Here is a 15,742-nt window from a genome sequence, read left to right as displayed (position 1 = left end):
CTCAGGCAGCCTGCTGTTGCTGTTTGCGCTCGTAGTGCGCGTTCTCGATGGCCTCGACTTGCTTGGCCGGCACGTAGTAATCGATGTCGCGGCTGTAGGCACGCACCACGAACGACGCGATCATGCCGACCAGGCCGACGATGGCCATCCACCAGATGTGCCAGATCAGGCCGAAGCACATCGCCAGGCCGAAGGCCCCCATGTAGACGCCCGTGCCGGTGTTGCGCGGCATGTGGATGTCCGTGTAGGGACGCTGCGGACGGCCGGTGCGGCCCGCTTCCTTGTCTTCCCAGAACTGGTCCAGGTGCTCGACCTGCGGCTCGTGGGCGAAGTTGTAGAACGGCGCGGGCGACGAGATCGACCATTCGAGCGTACGGCCGCCCCAGGGATCGCCCGTCAGGTCGCGGTTCTTTTCACGGTCGCGGATGCTGACGGCGATCTGCAGCAGCATGAAGCCGATACCGGCGGCGACGAACACGGCGCCGACCCAGGCCACGATCAGGTAAGGCTGCCACTCGGGGTTGTCGTAGTGGTTCAGGCGGCGGGTCATGCCCTTGAAGCCCAGGATGTACAGGGGCATGAAGGCCAGGTAGAAGCCGATCAGCCAGCACCAGAACGAATACTTGCCCAGGCGCTCGTTCAGCTTGAAGCCGAAGGCCTTGGGAAACCAGTACGTCATGGCGGCGATACAACCGAACACCACGCCGCCGATGATGACGTTGTGGAAGTGGGCGATCAGGAACAGGCTGTTGTGCAGCACGAACGACACGGCCGGGATGGCCATCATCACGCCGGTCATGCCGCCGATGACGAAGGTGACCATGAAGCCGATGGTCCAGATGACGGGCGTGGTCATCTGCACGCGGCCGCGGTACATGGTGAACAGCCAGTTGAAGATCTTCGCGCCGGTCGGGATCGAGATGATCATCGTGGCGATACCGAAGAACGCGTTGACGTTCGCGCCCGAGCCCATCGTGAAGAAGTGGTGCAGCCAGACCAGGAACGACAGCACGCCGATACACGCCGTGGCGTACACCATCGACTTGTAGCCGAACAGCGGCTTGCGCGAGAACGTGGCGATGATTTCCGAGAACGCGCCGAAGCACGGCAGGATCAGGATGTACACCTCGGGGTGGCCCCAGATCCAGATCAGGTTCACGTACATCATGGCGTTGCCGCCGCCGTCGTTCGTGAAGAAGTGCGTGCCCAGGTAGCGGTCGCCGGTCAGCAGGGCCAGCGTGGCGGCCAGCACCGGGAAGGCGGCGACGATCAGGATGTTGGTGACCAGCGCGGTCCAGGTGAACACCGGCATCTTCATCAGCGACATGCCAGGCGCGCGCATGCGCAGGATGGTCACGATGAAGTTGATGCCCGACAGTGTCGTTCCCAACCCTGATATCTGCAGCGCCCAGATGTAGTAATCCATGCCAACGCTGGGGCTGTAGTCCAGGCCCGACAGCGGCGGATAGGCCAGCCAGCCGGTGGCCGAGAATTCGCCGACGAACAGCGACAGCATCATCAGCACGACGCCGGCGGCGAACAGCCAGAAGCTCAGCGAGTTCAGGAAGGGATAGGCCACGTCACGGGCGCCGATCTGCAGCGGCACGATGACGTTCATCAGGCCCGTGATGAAGGGCATCGCCATGAAGAAGATCATGATGACGCCGTGGGCCGTGAAGATCTGGTCGTAGTGGTGCGGCGGCAGGAAGCCCGCAGAATCACCCGAGGCGACGGCCAGCTGCGTGCGCATCATGATGGCGTCGGCGAAGCCGCGCAGCAGCATGACCAGCGCCACGATGATGTACATGATGCCGATGCGCTTGTGGTCGACCGTGGTGAACCATTCGGTCCACAGGTAGTTCCACTTGCGGAAGTACGTGATGGCGCCAAACAGGGCGAGGCCGCCCAGCATGACAGCCGCCAGGGTGACCATGACGATCGGTTCGTGGTACGGAACCGATTCGAGGGTAAGTTTGCCGAACATGATTTGAAATTACTCCGAGGCGGCTGCGACCAGGTTCTTGGACGTGGGCGTGCAGAACGGCGAGTCGACCCCAGCGATCTTGGCCATGGTGGTATTCAGGATGAAATCGAACATCGCGGGAGGCGCGCTCGAGAAATAGGCGACCGGCGTGTGCTCGCTGGGCTTGGACAGCTCGGCGTACTTCTCGTTGGTCAGTTCGGTGCCGGTGGACTTCGCCTTTGCGACCCACTCTTCGAAGCCCTGCTCGGAAGTGGCGTGGGCCTTGAAGCGCATGCCCGAGAAACCGCCGCCGCTGTAGTTCGACGACAGGCCGGCGTACGTGCCTTCCTCGCGGGCGATCAGGTGCAGCTTGGTGGTCATGCCGGCCATCGAGTAGATCATGCTGCCCAGTTGCGGGATGAAGAACGCATTCATCACCGAGCCGGACGTGATGCGGAACTCGACGGGGCGATCGACGGGGAAGGCGATTTCGTTGACGGTGGCGATGTTCTGCTCGGGGTAGATGAACAGCCACTTCCAGTCCAGGGACACCACTTCGATGGTGACCGGCTTCTTGTCGGATTCGATCGGGCGGTAGGGATCCAGCGCGTGCGAGCTCTTCCAGGTCAGCACGGCCAGGATGGCCACGATGATGCAGGGCACGGTCCAGACGACGATCTCGATGCCGGTGGAGTGCGACCACTTCGGCGAATAGGTCGCCTTGGTGTTGGTGGATCGGTACTTGTAGGCGAACCAGAGGGTCATGATGATGACCGGCACGACGACCAGCAGCATCAGGCCCGTGGCGGTCAGCAGGAGGGTTTTCTCCTGCATCCCGATGTCCCCTTTCGGGTTCAGAATTTCCATGGAACAGCCGCCCAGCAGCAGGACGGCGCCGACGGCGAGCGCGCGTGCGGCAGTGGAGGCGTAAAGGGGGAGTTTCACGGGCGGCCCTGAGGACGATAAGGGTGCTGCCTTGCAGCAAAGCCGGGATGGTAGCCCGCTCGGCGGCGGCGCACATGCGACAGAAAGTCGCAGTTGCCCGATCACAACGGCACCATTTTGGTGCACCAAAGGGACATAAGCCTAGGGAAACCCCGCAGCGTCCCTTTCACGGCGGTGCGACAAAAGGTCGCACCCTTTTTCCTGCTGAATTGTCCCAGGTCAGGGAATGGCAAACCGGGAAGGCCGTGCCTGACGGCGGCCCGGGAATCCCTCCGGGCGATCAATCGTGGGGAACGGCGTCGCGCTCGGGGCCGGGCTTCTTGGCCAGCTTGCGCTGCAGCGAGCGCCGGTGCATGCCGAGCAGCCGGGCGGCTGCCGAGACATTGCCATTGGTTTCCGACAACGCCTGATGGATGTGCTCCCATTCTAGGCGGTGCAACGGCGTCATGGCGCTTTCAATCGTAACGTTCTGCGGATCGAGCAGTCCCAGGGTGCGCAGGATCATCGGCGCGGTGGCGGGCTTGGGCAGGTAATCGTCGGCGCCGCGCTTGATGGCCTCGACCGCGGTGGCCACGCTGGCATAGCCGGTGACCAGCAGGATGCGCATGTCCTCGCGCAGCGCGCGCAGCGGGCGGATCAGCGTCAGGCCGGAATCCTCGCCCAGCCGCAGGTCGACCAGGGCGAACTCGGGACGCATCTCTTCGGCCACGCGCAGGGCTTCGCCCACGCTGCAGGCGATGCGGGTTTCCAGGCCGTGGCGCGCCAGGCTGCGCTGCAACGTGCGCAGGTACAGTTCGTCGTCGTCGATGAGAAGGCCGGGGCCGGACGGGTTCATGCGGGACTTTCCAGGGGTAGATCGAAACGGATACGGGTGCCTCCCCCTTCAGCCGCGGTCAGGGTCATCTCGCCGCCCAGTTGTTCCACGGTTGCGTGAGAGAGCGCCAGGCCCACGCCCAGTCCCTGCGGCTTGCCGCTATGGAACAGGCCGGTGGCCGGCAGCAGGGGCCGGTCGGGGTCGATGCCGAGTCCGTGGTCGCGCACTTCGCCGCGCAACGCGCCCCCCTGATACTCCAAGTGTAATTCGACGCGCGGATCGCCCACTTCCTCGCCGGCGTCGGCCGCATTGTTCAGCAGGGCCTGCAGCAGGTGGGCAATGGCGGGCTCGACCCGCAACGACGCCGGCAGCGTGCCCGTGCGCTTGAGCTCGATGGTGGGGCGCACCAGCTTCCACTGGCTGACCACCCGCACCAGATCGACCTGCGTGGGCACGGCCAGATTGCGGATGCGCTCGCGGCACAGGGCCAGCAACTGGCGCAGCGTGGCCACGTCGCTCTGCATCTCGTCGCCCTGCGCCTGCACGGCGATCTCGTCGGCCAGCAGCGTCATGGTGGCCAGCGGGGTATTCAGGTCGTGCGCCATGGCCGCGGCGTGCGTGGCCAGGGCCACGATGCCCTCGTTGCGCGTGAAGCGCTCGCGCAGCGCCGCCAGCTCGCGTTCGCGGGCGCGCACGCCGCCGGCCAGCCGCGTCAGGAAATAGAACACCAGGCCGGCCGAGATCAGGAAATTCGCGGCGATGCCCCACAGCAGCAGCAGGTGCTGGTCGTGCGGGCTGTCCAGCGGCTGCCCGAACACCGCCGACACGGCGTAGCCCGCTAGGCTGGCCAGCGCGGCGGCGAAGGCCCAGCGCGGCGGCAGCGCCAGCGCGGCCAGCGCGATCATCACCAGGAACAACAGGCCGAAGGGATTGTGGATACCGCCGCTCCAGCCCACCATCCAGGCCAGCACCGCGATGTCGACCAGCAAATGGAAGAACGCCACGCCCGGCGACAGTTCCTCGCTGCGCGGCGGCAGCAGCGTGGCGTACAGATTGAAGATGATCAGGAACAGCACGCCGCCCCACAGGGGCGCAAGCGGCAGCGACACGTCGAGCACCGTGCCGGCCACCAGCACGGCCGCGGCCTGCCCGGCGATGGCGACCCAGCGCAGGCTGCACAGCGTGCGCAGGAAGGAATTGGCGGAACTACCGGACGGCATGGAGGGACGGGAACGGGGTCGGGACGCTATTGGGGCGCGACCTGCCATTGTATGGCGAATGCCGGCCGCCGCCGGACGCGGCTCCACCCCGCCCCAGCGGAACCGCCCCCCGCTTCACGCCCTACCGGTCGGCCAGCGCGCGCATCTCGGCGTAAAGGTCGGCCTTGCCCTCGAAGCCGATGCCGGGCAGTTCGGGCAGGCGCACGATGCTGTTCTCCACCTTCACGCCATCCGGGAAACCGCCATAGGGCTGGAACAGATCCGGGTACGACTCGTTGCCGCCCAGGCCCAGCCCGGCCGCGATGGCCAGCGACATCTGGTGGCCGCCGTGCGGCACGCAACGCGAGGGCGACCAGCCGTTCTCTTTCAGCATGTCCAGCGTGCGCAGGTATTCCACCAGGCCGTAGCTGAGCGCGCAGTCGAACTGCAGCCAGTCGCGGTCGGGGCGCATGCCGCCGTAACGGATCAGGTTGCGGGCGTCCTGCATCGAGAACAGGTTCTCGCCCGTGGCCATGGGCTTGTCGTAGTGGTTGGCCAGCTCGGCCTGCAGGTCGTAGTCCAGCGGATCGCCGGCCTCCTCGTACCAGAACAGGTCGTACTGGGACAGCTCGCGGGCATAGGCGATGGCGGTCTTCAGGTCGAAGCGGCCGTTGGCGTCCACGCACAGGCGCTGGCCCGGTCCCAGCAGCTTGAGCACGGCTTCGATGCGCTTGCAGTCTTCGGCCAGCGAGGCGCCGCCGATCTTCTTCTTCACCACCGAATAGCCGCGATCCAGGTAGCTCTGCATCTCGCGCTGCAGGCCTTCGATGCCCTGCCCCGGCCAGTAATAGCCGCCGGCGGCGTACACGAACACGTCGCGGTTGGGCGTGCCATCGCCGTAGCGCTCGGCCAGCAACTGGTACAGCGGCTTGTTCTCGATCTTGGCCACGGCGTCCCACACGGCCATGTCGATGGTGCCCACGGCCACCGAGCGCTCGCCGTGGCCGCCGGGCTTCTCGTTCATCATCATGGTGTCCCAGATCCTGTGCGGATCCAGGTTGTTGCCGCTGCCGTCCAGCAGGCTGTCCGGCGCGGCTTCCAGCACGCGCGGACGGAAGCGTTCGCGGATCAGCGCGCCCTGGCCGTAGCGGCCGTTGGAGTTGAAGCCGTAGCCGATCACCGGCTTGCCGTCGCGCACCACGTCGGTCACCACGGCGACCAGGCTGAGCGTCATCTTCGAGAAGTCGATGTACGCGTTGCGGATGTTGGACTTGATGGGACGGGTGGATTCGACGACGTCGACGATCTTCATGGTGTGCGTGTCCTGGTATCGGGAAAAACCGGGCGGGGCCGGCCAGTGATGCTGGTGTGTATAGTGGCCGATCGGCAGGCGGACGGCCAATGCCGCTTTTCTCTACTTCCATGCTTTGCGCGCATAGACCATGAATCTCTCCTGGCTGGAAGACTTCCAGGCCCTGGCGGCCACCGGCAGTTTCTCCCGCGCCGCCGAGGCGCGCCACATGACCCAGCCCGCCTTCAGCCGGCGCATCCGCGCGCTGGAGGAATGGCTGGGCGTGGTGCTGGTGGACCGTGGCACGCATCCCGCCACGCTGACCGAGACCGGGGCCTGGTTCCGCAACGTCGCGCGCGAGATCCTGACCCGGGTCGAACGCGTGCCGGACGAGGCGCGCGCGGTGGATGCGGCCACGTCGGCGACGCTGCGCTTCGCCGCCACGCATGCGCTGTCGCTGCATTTCCTGCCGCAGTGGCTGCGCAGCCTGGAGTCGCGCACCTCGATCGGGCCGATCCAACTGGCGTCGGACGTGCTGCAGCAATGCGAAAGCTGGATGCAGAACGGGCGCGTGCAGTTCCTGCTGAGCCACGCGCACGCGGATGCGCCGGGGCGCCTGCCGCCGCAGGAGTATCCGTCGGTGCAGGTGGGGGCCGACATGCTGATGCCGGTGTGCGTGCCGGGCCGCGGAGGCAAGCCGCGTTGGAATCTGGCGGCGGGCAAGCGTGCGGCCGGGCCATTGCCCATCCTGGCGTACAGCGCGGAATCCGGGCTGGGGCGACTGGTGCGCACGTTATGCGCCCAGGAGATGGATCAGTCCGCAGGCAAGCCGGTGTTTACGGCACATCTGGCGACCGTGTTGAAAAGCATGGCGCTGGACGGGCGCGGCATCGCCTGGCTGCCCCACAGCTTGATCGAGAATGAACTGAACGCGGCACGCCTGGTGCCGGCGGGGCCCAATGGATGGCACATCCCGCTGGAAATACGGCTGTACCGGCGAGCCGCCCCCGAAACGGCGGCGGCCGAGGCATTCTGGTTGGCGGCGGGCCTCGCCAGCACCTGAAAGCGCCGTGGCAGTCGGGCGTCGGGCCTATGCGGCCGCGTGGGGATACAGGCAGGCCAGTTGACGGTCCCCCTCGACGCGCTGCGGCGGATCGATCTCGGCGCATTGCCCGCTGGCGCGATCGCAGCGGGTGCGGAAACGGCAGCCCGACGGCAGGTTCGCGGGACTCGGGATCTCGCCCTGCAGGCTGACGGACAGCGGCATGCCGAAGCGAGGAAAGGCATTCATCAGGGCGCGAGTGTAAGGGTGGCGCGGCGCCTGCAGGACAGCCTTGGCGGGCCCCATCTCGACGATACGTCCCAGATACATCACAGCCACGTGCTCGCACAGATACCCCGCCACGCCCAGGTCGTGCGTCACGAACACCAGCGCAATCCGCTGCTCGCGCTGAAGGTCGCGCAGCAAGTTGAGCAGTTGCGCCTGTACCGACACATCCAGCCCGGCGACGGACTCGTCCGCCACGATCACACGCGGCTCGCAGGCCAACGCCCGCGCCACGGCCACACGCCGCACCTGGCCGCCCGACAATTCGGACGGGTAGCGCTGCGCGGTGCCGGCGGGCAGGCCCACCTGGCCCAGCAGCTGGGCCACGCGCGCGTCCACGGCATCCGCCGGGCGCAGCCGGTGCAGGCGTATCGGCTCGGCCAGCAGCGCCGCGACCGTCATACGCGGGTTGAGCGAGCCGCGTGCATCCTGGTAGATATAGGCGACGTCGCGCGCGAATCGGCGGCGCGCCGCCGCATCGAGCCTGCCCACTTCGCCGCCTTCGATCAGCACGCGGCCATTGGTGGGCTCATCCAGACCCAGCATGACGCGCACCAGCGTGGACTTGCCGGAACCGCTCTCGCCGACCAAGGCCAGCGATTGGCCAGGCATCAAGGTCAGCCGGACGCCGTCCAGCGCACGCACGCTGCGGCGGCCGCCGTCGATCGGGAAGCGTTTCTCGACGTCGAGCAGGGAGAAAAGCGGCGGTGTGCCGCGCGCGGAGGAGGCCGGCAAGGCGGGATCGTCCAGATGGGTATTCATATCGCATTCCTCATGGGCGAATCCGGCATCACGCATGCCAGCAGGCCAGCGTGATCTCGCCTTCCTGCCGTGCGGGGGGACGCTCGTTGCAACGAGCGGTGGCCAGCGGGCAGCGCGGCGCGAAACGGCATCCGGCCGGCATCTCGGCAAGCGCCGGAACGACGCCCGGAATGGGTTGCAGCCGCTGCGCGCCGAACTCGATCGCGCTGGCGCGCAAGCCCATGGTGTACGGATGGCGCGGATTGCCCAGCACCTGCGCGCAGGGTCCTTGCTCGACGATCTGCCCGCCGTACATCACCGCCACCTGGTCCGCGACCTGCGTGGCCAGCGCGAGATCGTGCAGCACGAAGACGGCAGAGGCGCCCAGTGCACGCACGCGCGCCAGGATCAGCGCCATGATCTGCGCCTGGATGGTCACGTCCAATGCGCTGGTGGGCTCGTCGGCGATCAGCAAGCGCGGCTCGCACGCCAGCGCGATGGCGATCATGACGCGCTGCTGCATGCCGCCGGACAGTTCGTGCGGATACGCCGCCAGACGCGCCTGGGGATCGGCGATACCCACGCTGTCCAGCAGCTCGGCGGCGCGCGCTCGGCACGCCTGGCGCGACAGCCCCTTATGCCTGCGCAACGGCTCGGACAAATGCGCCAGCACGGTATAACAGGGATTCAGCGCCGAGGACGCATCCTGGAATATCAGGCCCATGCGCGAGCCCCGCAAGCCGCGCAGCCGCCGCTCGGACTCCCGCACGATGTCGTCCCCGCCAATGTCCAGCCGGCCTTCGATCCCGACCTCGGGCGGACGCAACAGGCCCATCGCGGCGAAGGCCAACGTGGATTTGCCCGCGCCCGACTCACCGATCAAGGCCAATGTGGCGCCCTCGGGCAGGCGGATGCTGACGTCGTCGAGCACGGCCATGCCTGCGCGGCGCAGCGTAAAACGGTCCACATGCATCATGTCGCGGCGCATCTCATCGCTCCCGGGTGCGCGGGTCCAGCGCATCGCGCAGGCCTTCCGCCAGCAGATTCAGCCCGACCAGCAGAATGGCGAGCGCCAGGCCGGGCACGCCGGACATCCAGGGCGCCATCATGACGAACCCCCGCCCCTCGGCGATCATCAGACCCCAATCGGGCGTGGGCGGTGCCACGCCCAGGCCCAGGAACGACAGCCCCGACCCGAGAAGAATGGCGATGGAGATGCGCATGCCCGCCTGTATCAGGATCGGCGACACGATATTGGGCAGGATGTGCCGCACGATGATGTCCCGCTCGGGCACGCCCATCAACCTCGCCGCTTCCACATAAGGCCGCGACTTGATCTGCAGCACGTCGGCGCGCACCGTGCGCGCGAACGGTCCGACGAACGACAGTGCCAGCGCGTAGATCACGTTGGCCATGCCCAGGCCGAAGACAGCCATGAAAGCCATGGCCATGATGAGTTCGGGAAACGCCAGCAAGCCATCGACCAGCCGCATCAACGTCCATTCGGTGCGCCCGCCCCGCAGGCCGGCGAAGATGCCCAGAGGCACGCCGACCAGCAGCCCCAGCGCGACCGACGCGGCACCGACCCACAAGGCCGAGCGCGCGCCGTACAGCAGGCGCGAGAAGATGTCCTGGCCGAATGAGTCCGTGCCGAACCAATGCTGCGGCGAGGGCCCCTGCATCATGGCCATGAAATCCTGCCCGGTCGGCGGATGGGTGGCGATCAGGGGCGCGAACACGGCCAGCAGGGCGAATGCCAGCACGATGGCGCCGCCCGCCATCGCCTTGCGCTGGCGCCGCAGCAGGCGCCATGCGCGCTGGGCACCGAGAAAGCGCGCGCGCGCCGCGCCAAGGACGAACGGATCAGCGGCCATGATTGCGCAACCTCGGGTCCAGCAATGCGTAGGTACGGTCCACCAGGAAATTGACGCCGATGAAAAGCAAGGCGGTGATCATGATGCCGGCCTGGACCACGCCGTACTCCCGGGTCTGCACGGCGGTGGTGATCATCATGCCCAGGCCGGGCAACGTGAAGACGACCTCGGTCATCACCGCGCCGCGCAGCATGCCGCCCAACTGCAGGCCGATCACCGTGACCAGCGGCATCAGCACATTGCGCATGCCATGCACCCACACCACGCGCCACATGGGCTCCCCGCGCGCGCGGGCCGCCATCATGTAAGGCTGGTCCAGCACGTCGAGCAGGCTGGTGCGCGTCACCGATGCGATCAATCCCATGTACCAGGCGCCCAGGGTGATCGCCGGCAGGGCCAGATGCCACAGCCCGGTCGCCGGATCATCCCAGGGCGAGACATACCCCATGGAGGGAAACCAACCCAGCGACACACTGAACAGCCAGATCAGCACGACGCCCAGGTAGAAACTGGGAAAGGCATTGCCGCCGATGGCCGCGCCGCTGGCCAGCAGATCGACCCAGCTGTTGCGGCGCAAGGCGGCGGCCACGCCCAGCGGCACGCCAGCGGCCAGCGCGATCAGCAGCGACAGGCCCGCCAGCGTGAGCGTGACAGGCAGCGCCTGATGGATGGCCAGCTCGAAGATGTCCTGGCGGCTGACGTACGACAGCCCCCAGTTGCCTTGCACGAAATCCGCCAGCCAGCGCCCATACTGCACGGGCAGCGGCTGGTCCAGGCCCAGGTCGTGGTAGAGCTTGTCATAGGAGTCCCGGGAAAAATCGGAACCCAGCATCACCGTGACCGGATCGCCTGGCGTGGCCTTGAGAAAGGAAAAACTGATGACCGAGACCACCAGCAGCACCAGCGCCGTCTGCGCCAATGCCCCGGCGGTCTGGCCCAGCCAGCGCGCACGGGCCATGTCAGGCCCGCCAGACAGTGTGCAGGTTGAGCAGGTCGGCGGGAATGTATTCGAATCCTTTGACCTTGCTGGACAGAATCTTGAAGACCTTCATGTGCGCCAGGACGGCCAGCGGCGCATCGGCCATCAGAACGTCCTCGGCCTCGATGTAGAGCTTGCGGCGCTGTGCGACATCCATGGTCCGTCCGGCGGCGGCGGCGGCCTTGTCGAAGGCCGGATTGCTGTAGCCCACGAAATTCCACGGCTTGCCGGTGGACCATTCGGGCGTGATGGTTTCGTCCGGGTCCAGGTCGGCGATCCATGCCTCGTCGTAGAGATCGAAATCACCCGCGTTGCGGCGCTGCGCCCATACCGCGCGGTCGACCAGTTCGATCTTGGGCTTGATCCCGATCTGCGCCAGCATGGGCGCGATGAGCTGGGCGTTGCGCGTGCCCATGCCGCCCGATCCCGTGAAGCCGTCGGTCACGATGTAGACCGGGTTCAGTTCGCCCTGGTGGCGCGACTTGGCGCGCAACGCCTTGGCTTTCTCCAGATCGAAGAACTGGCCACGGCCGCTCTTGGCGATGTTCGGATCGTAGAAGTCCGTCATCGGCGGCGATATGCAGGTATAAGCGGGAATGGCCTCGCCGAAGTAGCTCTGCTGCACGATCACGTTGCGGTCGATGGCGAACGACACGGCTTGGCGCAACGCCAGGTCGTCGAACGGCGCGCGTTTGTTGTTCATGCCCAGGAAGGAATAGTTGCCTTCGACCTGGCCGAACACTTGCAGATCGGCTCGCTGGCGAAGTTGGGGGATGAACTGGAACGGGCAGACGGACAGGCCATCGACCTGGCCCGACATCAACGCGGCCACGCCCGCGCTGGGCTCTTTCAACAGCCGGATCACCACCTTGTCGAGATACGGCTGGCCGGCTTCGAAATAGTCGGGATTGCGCACCAGTTCGATGCTGTCGTTCTCTTTCCAGGATATGAACTTGAACGGTCCGGTACCCACGGGGTTGCGACCGAACGCCTGGCCGTGCTGCTCGACCGCTCGCTTGCTGACGATGGTGCCCGCGCGGCCTGTGCTGCCGGTCAGCGCCACGGGCAGGAAGGCGAACGGCTGCTTGAAGCGCAGCCGCAACGTCAGCTCATCGACCACGTCGATGCCATCCAGGTCGGCGAACTTCCAGGCATGCGGCGACTTGACCGCCGGGTCCGCCACACGGGCGAGGCTCCATTTCACCGCCTCGGCATTGCAGAGATCGCCGTTGTGGAACTTGACGCCGGGCCGCAGCTTGAAGACGTGGGTCTTCTCGTCGATCATGTCCCAGCTCTGCGCCAGGTCCGGCGCGAAACTCACCTGCTTGCCGTCATAGGCCACTTTCAGGATGCCGTTGAATACGTTGTTCAGGACTTTGATCGATCCCCCGGACATCGTGAAATGCGGATCCAGCGTATCGATCGCATCGAGCCAACCCAGGGTAAGGGTGCCTCCCTTGCGAGGCCCCGGCTGGGCCATGGCGCTTGCGCTGCCCAGTCCCATCACGCCGGCGCTGGCCAGGCCGATCGCCGCGCCTGCTGCCTTGAGGAAACCGCGGCGTTGAAATTTCACGGCCAGGGCAGCGGCCAATTGCGACTTGTAGTCGGGCGTGGTCATGCGGAAGCTCCTTGCGTAGGGAAAGAGAAATAGCGTGCGAGGTCATCGATGGTGGCCAGCACGTGCCGCCGCATGACGATCTCGCTATGCACGGGGTCGCCGCTTCTGAGGGCGTCGATGAGGGTCTGGTGGTGCTCACGGGCGCCGGGACGGCCAGACGCTTTGATCCAATCGCGCATATACGGCTCGACCAGCGAGTTCAGGCTGGCGATCTGGCGCAGCAGCCGGGGCTGGCGAGCGATGCCGCACAGATGCTCATGAAAGGCGCGATGGCTGCCCGTCCAATCGGGCGTGCTTTCGGCCAGGTTGTCCATCCTTGCGAGTTGCTCTTCCAGATCGCGCAGCACCGTCGGCGTCAGGCGCGGCACCGCCAGGCGCACGGCCAACCCTTCGAGCACCGCGCGCATCTCGAAGACCTCGCGCATGGCCTCCATGTCCAGGCCGGCCACGACCACGCCGCGATTGGGGCGTATGGTCACCAGCCCTTCCGTTTCCAGCCTGCGCAATGCTTCCCGCACGGGCATACGGCTGGTGCCGATCTGCGTGGCGATGTCTTCGGGTTTCAGGCGCATGCCGGCGGGGTATTCCCCCAGCCTGATCGCGGTATGGATGTGCTGATAGGCGTCCGCTTCCGCGGTCGAACCTTGCAGCGACGTCATGGGCAAGTTCAGCATGGTCTGGATCAGTTGATGCGTGGATACGTTTTCGCAACTGAGCAGGATCAAGCAAATCTCATGCCAACTTGGCGCAATCAAACAGCCAGCACGGAACGTGCTGGGTGGAAGCATCAAGACACGGGATGGATGGGATCACGACAGCGAGGCAGGCGCGGAAATGCGTCGCGCCAAGGCTGAATGCGCAGCACTGATTTGGCGCAGCCATGCATCGTGATCGCCCATCGCGGGGCTGGTTCTGGTGCGCTGGACGCCGACGCCCAGCCGGCAGTCAAGCCAGCGGAATATCCACCTTGGACGACGAGCGCGTGCCCGGCAGCGGCTTCGTATCGCTGGGGTAATACGTATGCACCAGCGACAGCTTCACGCGATCGCTGGCGTTGCCCCGCGCCGCATGCAGCGTACGGCAATGGAAGAACACCACGTCGCCCGGCTCCAGGTCGGGGCACACCGCCCGCTCGATCCACGGCTGGTTTTCGGGCAGGTCCTTCAGGAAGAACTTGGCGCCGTCGAACTGCGAGGGCTGGAAGGTGGCCGCGTGCGAGCCCGGCAGGAAGAACAGCCCGCCGTTGTCGGCGTGCTCGTTGCCCAGCGCCAGCCACGTCGACACCAGGTTCTCGGCGCTGAAGGACCAGTAGCGGATGTCCTGGTGCCAGCCCGTCAGGCTGCCGAAACGGGGATGCTTGGTCATCACGCAGTTGTGGTGCGCGGTGGACAGCACGGGCTGCCGGCCGAAACAGGCGCGCAGCCAGCCGGCGATACGGGGCGAGGTGGCCCATTGGCGGTACAGGGGATCGCGGCCGTAGGCGTCGAGCAGGCGCCGCACCGTGTGGCCGCCCTCGGCCTGGCGCGAGGCCGGCGCGCCGGGGTATTGCAGGTCGGCCTCGTATTCGACAGGCGCGGCGGCCTGTTCCAGTTGGCGCTGCGACAGCTCGCGCAGTGCCTGCAATTCATCGGCGGCGGCAAACCCGCGCACCACCACAAAGCCCTGCTCGCGCAGGGTGGCGACCTGTTCGGCAACCGTAGGCCCGGACATCTTGCTATTTCCTCATTGGCGCGCCGGAGAAGGCGAATGGCCCCTGGAAACCGGCGGGGACGCATCGCGTCCCCTCGCAAGCATACTCCTGTGACGGCAGGTCAGTCGGAGGACGCGTTTCTTTCGATCCGCAGGCGTTCCTCGTCGCGCTCCTGGGTGACGTTGCGCACCCATTCGCGCCAGATCGCCACCAGCAGCGCCATCAGCACCGGCCCGACGAACAGCCCCACGATGCCCATGGTCTTGACGCCGCCGACCAGGCCGAAAAAGGTCGGCAGGAACGGCAGCTTGACCGGCCCGCCCACCAGGCGCGGACGCAGGGTCTTGTCCACGATGAACAATTCGACCGTGCCCCAGACGAACAGGGCGACGCCCGCCACCATGTGGTTGGAACCCACCAGGTAGAGCGACACCAGGGTGAAGCACAGCGGCGCGCCGCCCGGAATCAGGGCCATGAAGCCCGTGACCACGCCCAACAGCACCGGCGACGGCACGCCGGCGACCCAGTAGGCGATGCCCAGCACCACGCCTTCGCCGAGCGCAATGAGGCACATGCCGGTGACGGTGGAGCTGACGGTGGCGGGCACCACGCGCGAGAAGCGCTGCCAGCGCGCCGGCAGGATGCGCTCGCCCAGGATGTCCAGCTGGTCGAGGATGCGGCCGCCGTCCTTGTAGACGAAGAACAGCGTGATCAGCATGAACAGTACCGTCAGCAGCAGCTGGAAGACGTTGCCGGTGGCCGACAGCGCCATGCGGTAGATGTTGCCCAGGTGCTCGCCGCTGACGGCCTGGACCATTTCACCCAGCGCGTGCGGCGCACCCAGGTAGTTCTGCCAATACACCGCCAGTTGTTCGCCGACCACGGGCAGCGCCAGGATCCAGTTGGGCGCGGCCATGCCATGCCGGTTGACCTCGAGCGCCCAGGCGAAAAGATGGCTGGCTTCCTTCACCGCATAGCTGAGCGCGAAGGAGATGGGCGCGACCAGCACCAGCAGCACCACCAGCAGGGCGATGGTGGCCGCAATGGGAGTGCTGCCGCCGCATCGCCGCAACAGGCGCTTGTATAGAGGCCACGTGGCCAGGCCGATGATCAACGCGGCCAGCACGGGCACAAGGAAACCGCTGAGGAAGTACAAGCCTGCCAGTACCACCAGCAGCAACAACCAGCGGGCGATCAGCGAAGCGGGGAGGACTGTCTGCATAGACCACTTTCGAGGAGGTTCGGCCCGGACTTCGGAATATACCGGGTTTGGATAACCTGCCCCACCGCGGTTCCCGCCA

The 15,742-nt window shown here is 66.3% G+C and carries 14 protein-coding genes; 1 reads left to right on the top strand and 13 read right to left on the bottom strand.

Annotated elements, in window-relative coordinates; genetic code table 11:
* Nucleotide 1 precedes the first annotated feature (1 nt).
* The 5 genes from cyoB to A6745_RS08215 form a co-directional block, all read right to left on the bottom strand.
* Nucleotides 2–1,984 (bottom strand): cytochrome o ubiquinol oxidase subunit I, encoded by a 1,983-nt coding sequence (gene cyoB, locus A6745_RS08235; protein WP_066125558.1) that lies wholly within the window; start codon nt 1,982–1,984, stop codon nt 2–4.
* A gap of 9 nt (nt 1,985–1,993) precedes the next feature.
* On the bottom strand, nt 1,994–2,908 hold the full coding sequence (gene cyoA / locus A6745_RS08230) for a ubiquinol oxidase subunit II (RefSeq protein ID WP_066125556.1): 915 nt from the start codon (nt 2,906–2,908) through the stop codon (nt 1,994–1,996).
* Between the two features lie 280 nt (nt 2,909–3,188).
* Entirely contained in the window at nt 3,189–3,743 is a 555-nt protein-coding gene (locus A6745_RS08225) for a response regulator transcription factor (protein ID WP_066125554.1), read from the bottom strand.
* Nucleotides 3,740–4,942 (bottom strand): sensor histidine kinase, encoded by a 1,203-nt coding sequence (locus tag A6745_RS08220; protein ID WP_066125551.1) that lies wholly within the window; start codon nt 4,940–4,942, stop codon nt 3,740–3,742. Before A6745_RS08220 ends, A6745_RS08225 begins: the two co-directional genes overlap by 4 nt.
* Before the next feature lie 121 nt (nt 4,943–5,063).
* Nucleotides 5,064–6,233 (bottom strand): mandelate racemase/muconate lactonizing enzyme family protein, encoded by a 1,170-nt coding sequence (locus A6745_RS08215; RefSeq protein ID WP_066125887.1) that lies wholly within the window; start codon nt 6,231–6,233, stop codon nt 5,064–5,066.
* A 130-nt stretch (nt 6,234–6,363) separates the two neighbouring features.
* On the opposite strand from A6745_RS08215, the gene A6745_RS08210 reads away from it, so the two are divergent.
* Nucleotides 6,364–7,275 (top strand): LysR family transcriptional regulator, encoded by a 912-nt coding sequence (locus A6745_RS08210; protein ID WP_066125549.1) that lies wholly within the window; start codon nt 6,364–6,366, stop codon nt 7,273–7,275.
* A 27-nt stretch (nt 7,276–7,302) separates the two neighbouring features.
* On the opposite strand, the gene A6745_RS08205 is transcribed toward A6745_RS08210, so the two are convergent.
* The 8 genes from A6745_RS08205 to A6745_RS08170 form a co-directional block, all read right to left on the bottom strand.
* Nucleotides 7,303–8,301 (bottom strand): oligopeptide/dipeptide ABC transporter ATP-binding protein, encoded by a 999-nt coding sequence (locus A6745_RS08205; RefSeq protein ID WP_066125547.1) that lies wholly within the window; start codon nt 8,299–8,301, stop codon nt 7,303–7,305.
* Nucleotides 8,302–8,329: 28 nt separating this feature from the next.
* Entirely contained in the window at nt 8,330–9,256 is a 927-nt protein-coding gene (locus A6745_RS08200) for an ABC transporter ATP-binding protein (protein ID WP_197488114.1), read from the bottom strand.
* A 13-nt stretch (nt 9,257–9,269) separates the two neighbouring features.
* On the bottom strand, nt 9,270–10,154 hold the full coding sequence (locus tag A6745_RS08195; RefSeq protein ID WP_082852950.1) for an ABC transporter permease: 885 nt from the start codon (nt 10,152–10,154) through the stop codon (nt 9,270–9,272).
* Nucleotides 10,144–11,112, bottom strand: a complete 969-nt coding sequence (locus A6745_RS08190) for an ABC transporter permease (protein ID WP_066125543.1) — start codon at nt 11,110–11,112, stop codon at nt 10,144–10,146. Before A6745_RS08190 ends, A6745_RS08195 begins: the two co-directional genes overlap by 11 nt.
* Nucleotide 11,113: 1 nt before the next feature.
* Complete coding sequence (locus A6745_RS08185; RefSeq protein ID WP_066125541.1) at nt 11,114–12,751, bottom strand: ABC transporter substrate-binding protein; 1,638 nt, start codon at nt 12,749–12,751, stop codon at nt 11,114–11,116.
* Entirely contained in the window at nt 12,748–13,425 is a 678-nt protein-coding gene (locus A6745_RS08180) for a GntR family transcriptional regulator (protein ID WP_066125882.1), read from the bottom strand. Before A6745_RS08180 ends, A6745_RS08185 begins: the two co-directional genes overlap by 4 nt.
* A gap of 271 nt (nt 13,426–13,696) precedes the next feature.
* A complete protein-coding gene (locus A6745_RS08175) occupies nt 13,697–14,461 on the bottom strand; it encodes a phytanoyl-CoA dioxygenase family protein (RefSeq protein WP_066125539.1) in 765 nt (254 codons plus the stop codon).
* Between the two features lie 101 nt (nt 14,462–14,562).
* Nucleotides 14,563–15,663 carry an AI-2E family transporter gene (locus A6745_RS08170; RefSeq protein ID WP_066125537.1) on the bottom strand — a complete coding sequence of 367 codons (1,101 nt, stop codon included), beginning with the start codon at nt 15,661–15,663 and terminating at the stop codon, nt 14,563–14,565.
* Nucleotides 15,664–15,742: the final 79 nt, after the last annotated feature.

Origin of the sequence: Bordetella ansorpii (genome assembly GCF_900078705.1) — a bacterium.
Taxonomy (GTDB): Bacteria; Pseudomonadota; Gammaproteobacteria; order Burkholderiales; family Burkholderiaceae_B; genus Bordetella; species Bordetella ansorpii_A.
The sequence above is the reverse complement of the archived record's forward strand: the minus strand, read 5'-3'. Positions and strand labels throughout refer to the sequence as shown.